The sequence below is a fragment of the Leuconostoc carnosum genome (genome assembly GCF_007954525.1).
GTDB lineage: Bacteria > Bacillota > Bacilli > Lactobacillales > Lactobacillaceae > Leuconostoc > Leuconostoc carnosum.
The window spans coordinates 873,671-885,241 of the sequence record NZ_CP042374.1 but is presented as its reverse complement, the minus strand read 5'-3'; the positions used below and the strand labels follow the sequence as shown (position 1 = coordinate 885,241).

Genomic DNA, 11,571 nt, shown 5'->3' with positions numbered 1-11,571 from the left:
TGTATAATCTATATTAGTAAAAAATGAGAAAGAAGCCAATTAATGACAAGATTACAAGATGATTTTTATGAAAGCGTCAACGGCGAATGGCAAAGCACGGCTGTCATTCCTAATGATAAAACCAGTACAGGTGGATTTAATGATTTAGCTGATGACATTGAGAAATGGTTATTGTCTACTACTAGTGATTGGTTACAAGGCAAGAATCTACCTAAAAATAATCCGATTTTAGATAATTTCATTAAATATCATCAATTAGCATCGGACATCGAGACGCGTAACAAGATTGGTACGCAACCAGTGAAGGAATTAATCAAACAGTATAAGCAGTATACCTCTCTAGCTGATTTTGCCAGTCATATCGTCACTTTAGAAAAAGCGGGATTACCTAATGCATTGCCATTTGAAATTGCACCAGATTTCAAAGACGCGCGTCGGAACGTATTGTGGGCTGGTGGATTGTCTTTGATTTTACCAGATACAACATATTACGCGTCAGATAATGAACAAGGACCACAACTCTTAGCTGCTTTCCGTGCAGAGCAAGAGGCTTTGCTACCTAAGTTTGGCTTTACGGCAGATGAAGTCGCGGATTTATTGGATAAATACCTTGAATTAGATGCACGTGTGTCTCAAGTTGTCTTGAGTAATGAAGAAAGCTCAAAATATGCAGATCTTTACCATCCATATCAATGGGATGATTTTGCACAATTAACACCAGAATTACCATTAACTGAGATGCTCGAGGTACTGGTGGGTGAAAAGCCTGACTTTGTGATTGTACCAGAAGAACGTTTTTGGCAGGCGTCTGCACAATTTTATACGGAGGCGGCTTGGCCATTATTGCGAGCACGCTTATTAGTAAACTTGGTTAATCAGTTTACAGAATATCTTTCAGAAGAGGTACGCGTATTAGGTGGTGCGTATGCACGAGTACTAACTGGCTTACCTGAAGCACGCAGTAACCGAAAAGCAGCTTTTTACTTAGCAAATGGTGAATTTAATCAGGCTGTTGGTCTATATTATGCGAGCCAAAAATTCTCATCTGAGGCAAAAGCTGATGTTGAAACTAAGGTTGCAACGATGATTGATGTTTACAAATCACGCTTGAAAGCTGCTACATGGTTGGCACCAGAGACACGCGACAAAGCAGTAGTTAAATTAGATACTATTGTGCCTCACATTGGTTATCCTGAAAAAGTACCAACCCGTTTAGCAGAGAAAAAGGTTCTGTCTGGAGAAACGTTATTTGAAACGGCAACTAAATTTAGAAAAATAGAAGTGGCTTACCAATGGTCAAAATGGCATCAACCTGTTGACCGTAGCGAGTGGCACATGGGCGCTCATTTGGTAAATGCCTATTATGATCCACAACAAAATCAAATTGTTTTTCCGGCAGCTATTTTGCAAGCACCATTCTATAGTTTAGAGCAATCATCATCAGCAAATTATGGTGGTATTGGCAGTGTGATCGCTCACGAAATTTCACATGCGTTTGATACTAACGGTGCCTCTTTTGATGAATTTGGGAGCTTAAAGAATTGGTGGACCGACGCAGATTATGCTGCCTTTACAGAGCGTACTCAAAAAGTTGTTGACCAATTTGATGGCCTAGACTCATATGGTGCTAAAGTTAATGGTGAACTGACAGTGTCTGAAAATGTTGCTGATCTTGGTGGCCTCGCAGCAGCTCTAGCAGCAGCAAAATTGGAGAAAGATTTTTCATCGGAATCATTTTTCTTAAGTTGGGCAACAATTTGGCGTATGAAAGCAAGACCAGAGTATATGAAATTACTGGCCTCAGCTGATGTTCATGGTCCTGCAAAATTACGTGTTAATGTTCAGGTAAAAAACTTTGATGACTTTTTCGAAACCTTCAAGGTTACGCCCAAGGATGGCATGTGGCGCGACCCTGAGAATCGTGTGACTATTTGGTGATATTGCTTCCAAAATAAATTTGTTCATATGTCATTAAAAATGTCATGTTTTTCACAACATGGCATTTTTAATGTGCCTGTTTTTGGTACTTTTAAAAAAGAATATGACTCAAGAGGCAAACAGAGGTATAAATTTGATATAATATGACGTATTGATTTGTTGAAAAGAGTGAAGTAGAATGAATGAAAAAATAGTTTTACTAATAATTCAAGTGTTATTAGTAATCGTCTTATTCTTTATGGTTATCTTAGTTTCTCGAGCATACTTAGTGCAAAAAAAGCCGATTTTTCAACGCTTTGGTCTGGGTATGGTAATCGGATTTTTTACGGACTTTGGGGATACCTTAGGTATTGGTTCTTTTGCAACCACAACGGCTGCATTCCGTGTAACAAATTATGTACCGGATGAAAGGCAACTGCCTGGTACACTTAATGCCATGCACGCCATACCAGTTATGGTGGAGGCACTGTTCTTTATAACTGCCGTTCAAGTTGAACTGTTAACACTGATACCGATGACCACAGCAGCTGTAGTTGGCGCCTATGTGGGGACACACATTACTAAGAACTGGCATGCACCCACGGTGCAAAGGGTCATGGCGAGTGCGTTATTAATAGCTGTCATTATTATGATTGTTCGTATGTTTACTAATCCAGGGTCGGGTAATTCGATGACCGTACATGGTTTACATGGTTGGTTATTATTTATTGGGATCGCTTTTAATTTTGGAATTGGTATTTTAATGACGATGGGGTTAGGAAACTATGCGCCAGAGTTAATTTTCTTCTCACTTGTTGGTGTCAATCCAGCGATTGCTTTTCCTGTTATGATGCTTGATGCTGCTTTAATTATGCCTACCACGGCGTGGAACGTCATTAAAATGGATCGGGTGTCATGGCGTGGATTTGCTGGTGTCGCAATTGGGGGCGTACTAGGTGTAGTTGCTGCAGCGCGGTTTTTCACCAGCCTAGATACAGAATTATTGAAAAAGTTAATTGTTGTTGTTTCTTTGTGGACTGTATTTGGTTTATTTCGTGACTCATATAAAAAGAATTGGAAGAAAGTTCATTAAACCCCTTGCCAAGTCTCGAAAAATTTGGTATTATTATATAGTTGTTTGAGATATGGGAGTGTAGCGAAGTCTGGCTAAACGCGACGGACTGTAACTCCGTTCCTTCGGGTTCGTAGGTTCGAATCCTACCGCTCCCATAGCCGATATAATAGTTAACGGCTAAATAAATTAACTATTGCCCCTTCGCCAAGTGGTAAGGCAGTGGTTTTTGGTACCGCTATGCGCTGGTTCGAATCCAGCAGGGGCAATAATAAAAAGCAGGAAGCCTAGTAGGCTTCCTGCTTTTTGCTCGTTTTAGAATAACTGTCATACTTATTCTAAAGCACAATTGTCAATTATAAAAGTGAGATTATTTACTTACTTTTTCGGTGCACGTAACACTAAACCATGTTCAGGGGTTCGTGCATTAATGACGATATCTTCGATTCTGAAGATATGTTCGAGTTGATCAGGTGTGAAACAGTTTCTTGTTTGAGCAATTTGACGCAAAGATTTACCGGTTTTAATCGATTCCTTTGCCATTTTTGCTGCTTCTTGATACCCGATGATTGGGGTCATAGCAGTTGCGAAACTAACTGATAAATCAATATCTTGAGCTAGTCGAGACTTATTACTATTAATGCCATCAATGGCATTGAGACGCAAAGTATCCATAGCTGAAGTTAGGTGTTCAATACCTGCAAAGAGTGAACGGAAGACAATGGGTTCGAAAGCGTTTAATTCTAGTTGACCAGCTTCGGCAGCAGTGGTAATTGTGGCATCAAAGCCAAACATTTCAAAGGCTACTTGGTTAACAACTTCAGGAATGACGGGATTAACTTTACCTGGCATAATAGATGATCCAGCTTGCTTAGCTGGTAGATTAATTTCAAGGAGTCCAGAACGTGGTCCTGAGCTTAATAGTCGGAGATCATTAGCAATTTTAGATAGATTCATTGCTAGTGTTTTCAAGGCCCCTGATAAGGCGACAAAACCATCAAGGTTCTGTGTCGCATCAAATAAATCGTGTGCCTGTGTTAGTGGTAATTTAGTAATGCCCGCGAGGTTTGGAACAATATGTACTTGGTAATGGTAGCTCACGTTAATACCTGACCCAACCGCTGAGCCACCCATATTTAGCATATATAATGGTTCACGTGCAGCATTTAGTCGTTCAACATCTCGACGTAGCGGCTTAAGCCAAGCGTGAAAACTATTACCTAATGTTGTGGGTACGGCATCTTGTAGTTGCGTGCGCCCCATTTTGTAGGTTGATGAAAATTCGTCGGCTTTATTCCCCAGCGAATCGATGAGTGCTGTTAATGATTCAAAAAGTGGATCTAATAATCGTAAAAGGGCAATTTTTCCAGAACTAGGATAGGTGTCATTGGTACTTTGTCCCATGTTGACGTGATCATTTGGGTTAATATACTTGTAATCACCACGTTCACGACCAGTTTGTTCAAGTGCCACATTGGCAATCACTTCATTGACATTCATATTTGTTGATGTACCAGCACCACCTTGAATATCACTAATTGGAAACATAGACATGTCAAGAGGTGAACTGAGTAGTGTTTTAGTTGCACTCACAATATGTTTAGCCACTGAGCGATCCAGACTACCAGCTGTTGCGTTTGTTTGTGCGGCAGCTTGTTTGATTTCTAGAAAGGCACGAATCAATTCAGGATGTGTTGCTTGTGAAGAAATAGGGAAATTATGTAAGGCACGTTGTGTGTGGATACCATAGTAGGCCACTTTTGGGATGTTTAATGATCCTAGTGAATCTGATTCTGTACGCATGATTAATCTCCTTGATTACTGATTATAAGACTATTTTAACTGTTGATTTTGATATACCAATTAAACATGTTATCTATTGTGACATCTTAAATGGCATGTTTTTAATATAAAAAAGAGATAGACCAATTTTAAAGGAAAATGAAGTAATTATCCATAATATTTTTACTCGCAAAAAAACATGTCCTAAAAAAGGCCATGCTTAGTAGGGATTATTTTACTTCTAAAATATCAACCACATTATTTTCATTACCAATAATCACACGATCTACAACGTCAGTGAATAAACCATGCTCGACGACACCAACCATTTTAATTAATTCATCACCAAGTAACCGTGGGTTTTCTATGATCGGTAGATGTAAATCAATTAAAAAATTAGCAGAGTCTGTGCGTACAGGGTTACCATTTTGATCTAAACGCCAAGTAGGATGGAAGCCTCCAGATTTAAAACGCTTAAACAGTTGGTCTGAACCGTAAGGAATGACTTCAACGGGTAGATATTGGTTAAGTTTTGGGACGCGTTTTGACGCATCAACGACCCAAATATTTTCACGAGAGTTGAATGCAACAATCTTTTCCCAAAGTAACGCAGCTCCGCCACCTTTAATGGCTGAAAAATCGTCGGCAATTTGATCAGCACCGTCAATCGTGAGATCAATTTTGTCAACATCATCGACATTATGCATTGGAATACCAAGTTGTGCAGCGTTACGGCGTGTCTTTTCAGAAGTGGCAACACCCACAATGTTTAAATTTTCATTGGCAACACGTTCACCTAAAGCGTCGATAACATGAGCAATTGTTGAACCAGAACCTATGCCAACAACCATGTCATTCTGTACAAATTCAGCTGCGCGGCGTCCTGCGATAATTTTCTGTAGATCTTGGCTCATGATTTGTACTGAATCTCCTGATATTGGTCTGGGTTCCTAGCAAAAAGTTCACGTACATAAGGACAAACTGGTTTAATCGTCATCTGTTCTTCGTGTGCTTCATGGACAACTGCATCAACTAATTGCCGCGCAATCCCTTGGCCACGCAGACTAGAATCAACGACTGTTGAATTAATGGCATAAGTTTTACCATCATTTACGGTTGTGTATAGAATTTCTGCAATTGTTTTGTCACCATCTAACAAAAAATAGCGACCTGGTTCGTGTTGGAATGTTGTCATGTGATGCCTCCTTATTGTCATAATTGCTCATCGGAATAACTATGTCTGTTCTGTATTATTATAACAAAAATAAAGCGATGCTTGATGATAGTCATCTTATATTTAATATCGCACGGAAATATATTAATATTGCCAAAAATACCGTACAATAAAATAAGAATTAAATATTGGAGGAAAGTGTTGGTTCTGTTGTGGCTAATTGTTTAGCTCTGCGGGTACTATTAACACTAAAAATTAAAAATGACGCAAAAACGTGGATTTGAAATTGTATCAAAAAAGATGACAGATGGTATTCATACACCAAAACGTAGTACGCAAGCTGCGGCAGGTTATGATTTCGAGGCCTCAGAAGATGTGACGATACCTAGTGCGCTAAGTAATCATTTTTTTAAGGGCCTAAGCATATTATCATTAGGAAAACTAAAAAATGTGCGTAATAATGAAGATTTGCAAAACTTATTGAAGCCAGTATTGATACCTACGGGCATTAAGGCTTATATGGCAGAAGGTGAGTATTTACAACTAGTTTCACGCTCAAGTGGGCCAATTAAAAAGCGTATTATGATGCCGAATTCAGTTGGTATTGTGGATGCAGACTATTATAATAATGACGCAAATGAAGGTGAGATATTTTTTCAGTTTATTAATTTTGGTATCAAAGATGTACATATCAAGAAGGGTGAACGCATTGGACAAGGCATCTTCTTACCCTACTTATTAGCTGATGGGGATGAACAAGATACTAAATCACAGCGTCAAGGTGGATTTGGTTCAACCGGGCAAAATTAATGGCAGATGAAGCCAAAGATATTGTGTTACGTGGTAATCAATTTAGTTTTAAATATCGAACAACTGGTATTTTTATCAATGCCAAAGGTAATATTGCCATTAATGTGGACCCTGTTACCCAACAAGCTGGTTTACCTGGCGGTAAAGTGAAATACGGGGAAACAAGTCGAGAAGCCATTGAGCGTGAATTTATTGAAGAGATGGGTATCCATGTCCGCGCAATACGTCTTATTGCTGTTATTGAGAATTTGTTTAATATTGATGACCAACAATACAATGAAATCATGTTCACATGGTTGATTGAACGTGTGGATCAAGAACAAGTATTTGCTAAAGATAGTTGGGAACAATGTGTAACGTGGCGTAAAATAAGTGAACTACCTGACATTAAACCAAAGATATTACAAACAGTTTTATGTGATTTACCAACAATACCAGTACATTTGATCAATCGTGATTAACGAAAAGGAGAAAAATCATCGCCAAAGTAAAAACACAATTTATTTGTTCAAACTGCGGTTCTGTTTCAGCACGATATCTTGGTCGTTGCTCAAATTGTGGTCAATGGGGCACGTTAGTTGAGGAAAAACTACAACCAGAAACAAATGATCGCAAGAGCCGCGTCAGTTTAGATGGTCGCACAGCTAAAGTTCAAAAAATTAACGCAATCACATCTGAAGAAACGCCCCGTGTTGCAACTAAATTACAAGAACTTAATCGCGTGTTAGGTGGTGGTGTAGTACCGGGGTCGATGGTGTTAATCGGTGGGGATCCAGGTATTGGTAAATCAACGCTATTGCTACAAGTTTCTGGGCAATTAGCACAAGAAGGTCGTGTGCTATATGTCACCGGAGAAGAATCAGCAACACAAGTTAAATTACGAGCTGATCGTTTAGGAGTAGGTCATGATGAATTTTATCTTTACCCCGAAACAGATATGGTAGCTATAAAAAAGCAGATTGATGAATTACAGCCAGATTTTGTAGTGATCGATTCAGTACAAACGATGCAGGAGCCAGATGTTACCTCAGCAATCGGGTCGGTTTCACAAATTAGAGAAGTGACAGCTGATTTGTTACAAATTGCAAAGACAAATAATATTTCAGTCTTTATTGTTGGTCATGTCACCAAAGATGGTGCAATTGCAGGACCTAAAATTTTAGAGCATATGGTTGATACCGTGCTTTATTTTGAGGGCGATATGCATCACAATTATCGTATTTTACGAGCAGTCAAAAATCGTTTTGGTGCAACGAACGAATTAGGTATTTTTGAAATGCGGGATGGTGGTTTGCGCGAAGTAGCTAATCCATCTGAGATTTTTTTAGAAGAACGACTAGACGGTGCCACTGGCTCGGCTGTGGTTATTGCTTTAGAAGGATCACGTCCGATACTTGTTGAATTACAAGCATTAGTGACACCAACTGTTTTTGGTAATGCACAACGCACAGCCACTGGATTAGATCGTAATCGTGTCAGTTTAATCATGGCGGTTTTGGAAAAGCGAGCTAACTTATTATTGCAAAACCAAGATGCTTATTTAAAAGCTGCTGGTGGCGTTAAGCTAGATGAGCCAGCTATTGATTTAGCTGTTGCCGTGGCGCTGGCGAGCTCATACCATGATAAAGAAACACGCCCAACAGATGCGTTTATCGGTGAGTTGGGTCTGACTGGTGAAGTACGCAGCGTGCCACAAATTGAAGAACGGCTGAAAGAAGCAAGCAAATTGGGATTCAAACGGGTTATTGCACCACAAAATAATTTGAATGGTATAGAAATACCTGATGGGCTACGAGTGCTCGGAGTTGCCACGCTGACGCAAGCATTGAAAGTTGCTTTTGACTAAATTAAAAGGAGAAGCGATTGGATTTTATAGGTAATATTCTTGTTGAAGTTATTAAGGTGATATATCGTACACATTATCAGTATGTTAGCGACGGCAAAGCTTATAGTTTGAGATGGTGGACTGGGGGGGTGCTAGTCGCTGCCATTGAATTGTTTTCTAGCTTAGCTCTCCTATATTTGACGGTCTTTGTGATAATCAGCCGACGTTTTGGCGGCTCTGATTGGCTGTCAATCGCAGCGTTAGCGTTGGTTCTTTTATTATTAGCTGCTGGTTCTTTTTATTTAGTAGCTTTGTGGTGGCCCGTACTATATGGCCTAACGAAACAACGTGATGATAGTGGTAATATAATTGCAGCTGAATCATATCATGCTGGCAAACATTTTGTGAAATCTGATCAGTATGATGGTATTCTAAAGAAAAATAAAAAACCTTAAAAATATAATATATTGCAATCAAAGCCCTAAGGGGCTTTTTTGCTTCTAAAGAAAGACAAATATATGATTCAACAGTTGTAAAAATATTTTCTTATAGGAAAATTGAAATAGTCATGATTATTTCTGTGTATAATATAAGCTATTCATACAATAAACTATAAAAGGAACACCGAATGAGCATAGTAGCGAATACTTTTTCAGAAGTCCAAAATGTAGGTCAGTTAATTCGTGACATTCGTAAAACACGAGGAGTATCTGTAAACGAGCTGGCACAAGTTACAGGATTAGCGTGTAGTGTTATTTCTAAGTTTGAAAGAGGCAAAACAGATATTCAATTTAGTAGTATGATTAAAATTTTGAGTGCAATGTCTTTGACACTAGAAGATTTATGTCATTCGGCAGTTTTTGATGAATTTTTGATTAATGAACTTGTTGAGAAAGCTTATCAGTTTAAAAATGACCCGGTCATGTTGAAAAATATTTTAGATGAAATACAGCAGCGAGATATGCTATTACGACAAGAACGGGTTTTTAAACTAATTTTGATAATGCGTATTAACACTAGCCAGTTATGCCCGATCGAAGTCAATGACTATTTCGATAATCTAGAAGAGCTTTTGACTTTTGATGCCTATCTAGCACTTTTAGCAGAACCATTTTTATCACGACGTATTGGTTTGAGAATTGCTAAAGCGGTATCTCGTTATCAAGGTCAACATCCACAAATTATGGCTGCCGTTTTTGATGCTTTTGTAGATAGAATAGTGTAAGAGTAAGTAAATATTTGATTCACTAAACGGTTTAATTGGGGGAAGAATACTCATGAAAAATATTGTCATAACAGGCGGTTCATCAGGTGTTGGATTAGCCATCGCTAAGGATCTGGTTCAAGAAAATAACATCATCATTATTGGGCGGAATCAACAAAAGGCGCAGCTTGTTCAAGTTAAATTGGGTGCTAATGTCAAAGTTGTCATTGGTGATTTATCCAAAGCATCTGAGCGTATGCAGGTGGTTTCCAAAATTAAGGAGATTTTTTCTCATATTGATGTTTTGATTCATAGTGCAGGCGTCATGCCACATACGGCTGGTGAAAATATTAATAATAATCTATTATCTCATTATTATTTAACATTGAATTTGCAGGAGGCATTGGTAAACAGTCGCGTGTTAATTGTGACAGGTAATCCTAGAGCAATCAATTTGATGCCAATTTGTGATATACAAAATAGTGTGTTGGCTAGAGCGGGTTGGTTAGTGACACATAAGACACTTTTGATGTTTTTATTAGCAAATCAATTGGAAAATCAAAATACAACAGTGAATAGTTTCTTTCCGGGTGATGTGCGTAGTGATTTGATGGATTACACAAAGACATTAACTAACACAGACGTTCCCGTTGGTAAATATTTGGCAATTAGTCCTGATGTTAAACATTTATCTGGTATTTTCTTTGATGAAGATGGCACAGTTGTTCCGCTCAATACTAAAAAGTTTAGTTTTGAAAATGCAGAGAAAAACTTACGTCAGTATTTAAGCTAACTTAAATGATGTCATCAATCAAACTATGCCCAATTAAGTCAATCAGTAGTCTTTTCATTATGATATGATAAAATGGTTTTATTCATACTTGAAGGGCAATTAAGAAAAAATGACAACTAAAAAAGTAGTTTTACTCACTGGTGCTAGTAGCGGTATCGGTTATCAAACAGCGGTGCTTTTGGCCTCATTAGATTATAAAGTTTATGGTGCAGCGCGTCGCGTTGAAAAAATGGCGCCTTTGGCAGCCTTAGGTATTACACCCATTAAGCTTGATGTGACTGATGAGGAATCAAGCAAACAAGCTATTCAAGAAATTATTAATCAAGAGGGGCGCATTGATGTTTTGATTAATAATGCTGGGTATGGCTCATATGGCGCTATCGAAAATGTGGCACTTGATGAAGCTAAACATCAATTTGATACGAATTTATTTGGTGTGGCAAGGTTAGTTCAATTAGTCATGCCTTATATGCGGGAACAACATGCAGGTAAAATCATTAATATCTCATCCATGGCAGGACGGGTGACAACGTATATGGGTGCTTGGTACCATGCCACAAAGTATGCCCTAGAGGCATTTAGTGATGCACTACGCATGGAAGTTAAACCTTTTGGTGTGGATGTTGTATTGGTTGAACCAGGTGGTATTAAAACTGAATGGGGTATCATTGCGGCCGATCATCTGAAACAATCTTCACAAGGCACAGTTTATAGTGAACATGCCTTAGCAGCCGCAGATCGCATGCATAAACTTTACAATTCAGATAAATTAACTGATCCAAGCGTTATTGCTGGCACTATTGTTAAAGCAGTTGAAAGTAGTCGGCCACGTGCACGTTATCTGGTCGGTTATGGTGCCAAATTCTCAGTGTTTTTGCATACCATTTTGCCAGCAAAGTTTTTCGATAAGCTCGTTCAAAAATTAATTTAACCAGTCAATACAAAATAATGACCTTTCACGTGCTTTTACTTTTCGCCTAGAAATTAAGCAAGT

General features: G+C 38.6%; 12 protein-coding genes and 2 tRNA genes. 11 read left to right on the top strand and 3 right to left on the bottom strand.

All coding sequences use genetic code 11. The annotated features are described in order from the left end of the window. The first annotated feature begins 42 nt into the window (after window positions 1–42). The 4 genes from FGL89_RS04405 to FGL89_RS04390 all read left to right on the top strand — a co-directional run bounded on the left by FGL89_RS04405 (window position 43) and on the right by FGL89_RS04390 (window position 3,258). On the top strand, window positions 43–1,938 hold the full coding sequence (locus FGL89_RS04405) for a M13-type metalloendopeptidase (RefSeq protein WP_014973630.1): 1,896 nt from the start codon (window positions 43–45) through the stop codon (window positions 1,936–1,938). A gap of 178 nt (window positions 1,939–2,116) precedes the next feature. Next, window positions 2,117–3,010, top strand: coding sequence for a sodium:solute symporter (locus FGL89_RS04400; protein ID WP_014973631.1), 894 nt, complete (start codon window positions 2,117–2,119; stop codon window positions 3,008–3,010). A gap of 54 nt (window positions 3,011–3,064) precedes the next feature. Then, a tRNA-Tyr gene (locus tag FGL89_RS04395) sits at window positions 3,065–3,147 on the top strand. Window positions 3,148–3,186: 39 nt separating this feature from the next. Beyond that, a tRNA-Gln gene (locus FGL89_RS04390) sits at window positions 3,187–3,258 on the top strand. Window positions 3,259–3,367: 109 nt separating this feature from the next. Here the strand turns inward: FGL89_RS04390 and FGL89_RS04385 are convergent. The 3 genes from FGL89_RS04385 to FGL89_RS04375 form a co-directional block, all read right to left on the bottom strand. Continuing rightward, window positions 3,368–4,792, bottom strand: coding sequence for an aspartate ammonia-lyase (locus FGL89_RS04385; RefSeq protein ID WP_014973632.1), 1,425 nt, complete (start codon window positions 4,790–4,792; stop codon window positions 3,368–3,370). 209 nt (window positions 4,793–5,001) lie between these two features. Next, on the bottom strand, window positions 5,002–5,685 hold the full coding sequence (gene rpiA / locus FGL89_RS04380) for a ribose-5-phosphate isomerase RpiA (protein WP_135197997.1): 684 nt from the start codon (window positions 5,683–5,685) through the stop codon (window positions 5,002–5,004). Then, window positions 5,682–5,966 (bottom strand): GNAT family N-acetyltransferase, encoded by a 285-nt coding sequence (locus FGL89_RS04375; protein WP_135197998.1) that lies wholly within the window; start codon window positions 5,964–5,966, stop codon window positions 5,682–5,684. The genes rpiA and FGL89_RS04375 overlap by 4 nt, the downstream gene beginning before the upstream one ends. A 240-nt stretch (window positions 5,967–6,206) precedes the next feature. Here FGL89_RS04375 and FGL89_RS04370 point away from each other — a divergent pair, with 240 nt between their 5' ends. The 7 genes from FGL89_RS04370 (at window position 6,207) to FGL89_RS04340 (ending at window position 11,508) form a co-directional block, all read left to right on the top strand. Next, window positions 6,207–6,755, top strand: a complete 549-nt coding sequence (locus FGL89_RS04370; protein ID WP_014973635.1) for a dCTP deaminase/dUTPase family protein — start codon at window positions 6,207–6,209, stop codon at window positions 6,753–6,755. Beyond that, on the top strand, window positions 6,755–7,216 hold the full coding sequence (locus FGL89_RS04365) for an NUDIX hydrolase (RefSeq protein WP_014973636.1): 462 nt from the start codon (window positions 6,755–6,757) through the stop codon (window positions 7,214–7,216). Before FGL89_RS04370 ends, FGL89_RS04365 begins: the two co-directional genes overlap by 1 nt. 17 nt (window positions 7,217–7,233) lie before the next feature. Further along, the gene (gene radA, locus FGL89_RS04360) at window positions 7,234–8,601 is read left to right on the top strand and encodes a DNA repair protein RadA (RefSeq protein WP_081579526.1); all 1,368 of its coding nucleotides are present in this window, start codon (window positions 7,234–7,236) and stop codon (window positions 8,599–8,601) included. Between the two features lie 17 nt (window positions 8,602–8,618). After that, window positions 8,619–9,035: a hypothetical protein gene (locus FGL89_RS04355; protein WP_014973638.1), complete on the top strand. Its 417-nt coding sequence runs from the start codon at window positions 8,619–8,621 to the stop codon at window positions 9,033–9,035. Window positions 9,036–9,208: 173 nt separating this feature from the next. Then, the gene (locus tag FGL89_RS04350) at window positions 9,209–9,805 is read left to right on the top strand and encodes a helix-turn-helix domain-containing protein (protein WP_014973639.1); all 597 of its coding nucleotides are present in this window, start codon (window positions 9,209–9,211) and stop codon (window positions 9,803–9,805) included. A gap of 52 nt (window positions 9,806–9,857) precedes the next feature. Then, entirely contained in the window at window positions 9,858–10,577 is a 720-nt protein-coding gene (locus FGL89_RS04345) for an SDR family NAD(P)-dependent oxidoreductase (protein WP_014973640.1), read from the top strand. 109 nt (window positions 10,578–10,686) lie between these two features. After that, complete coding sequence (locus tag FGL89_RS04340; protein ID WP_135198000.1) at window positions 10,687–11,508, top strand: oxidoreductase; 822 nt, start codon at window positions 10,687–10,689, stop codon at window positions 11,506–11,508. Window positions 11,509–11,571: the final 63 nt, after the last annotated feature.

Excerpts from the sequence above, each read along its gene's own strand:
- FGL89_RS04405 (WP_014973630.1), top strand. The coding sequence starts at position 43 with ATGACAAGATTACAAGATGATTTTTATGAAAGCGTCAACGGCGAATGG.
- FGL89_RS04400 (WP_014973631.1), top strand. The coding sequence starts at position 2,117 with ATGAATGAAAAAATAGTTTTACTAATAATTCAAGTGTTATTAGTAATC.
- FGL89_RS04385 (WP_014973632.1), bottom strand. The coding sequence starts at position 4,792 with ATGCGTACAGAATCAGATTCACTAGGATCATTAAACATCCCAAAAGTG.
- rpiA (WP_135197997.1), bottom strand. The coding sequence starts at position 5,685 with ATGAGCCAAGATCTACAGAAAATTATCGCAGGACGCCGCGCAGCTGAA.
- FGL89_RS04375 (WP_135197998.1), bottom strand. The coding sequence starts at position 5,966 with ATGACAACATTCCAACACGAACCAGGTCGCTATTTTTTGTTAGATGGT.
- FGL89_RS04370 (WP_014973635.1), top strand. The coding sequence starts at position 6,207 with ATGACGCAAAAACGTGGATTTGAAATTGTATCAAAAAAGATGACAGAT.
- FGL89_RS04365 (WP_014973636.1), top strand. The coding sequence starts at position 6,755 with ATGGCAGATGAAGCCAAAGATATTGTGTTACGTGGTAATCAATTTAGT.
- FGL89_RS04350 (WP_014973639.1), top strand. The coding sequence starts at position 9,209 with ATGAGCATAGTAGCGAATACTTTTTCAGAAGTCCAAAATGTAGGTCAG.
- FGL89_RS04345 (WP_014973640.1), top strand. The coding sequence starts at position 9,858 with ATGAAAAATATTGTCATAACAGGCGGTTCATCAGGTGTTGGATTAGCC.
- FGL89_RS04340 (WP_135198000.1), top strand. The coding sequence starts at position 10,687 with ATGACAACTAAAAAAGTAGTTTTACTCACTGGTGCTAGTAGCGGTATC.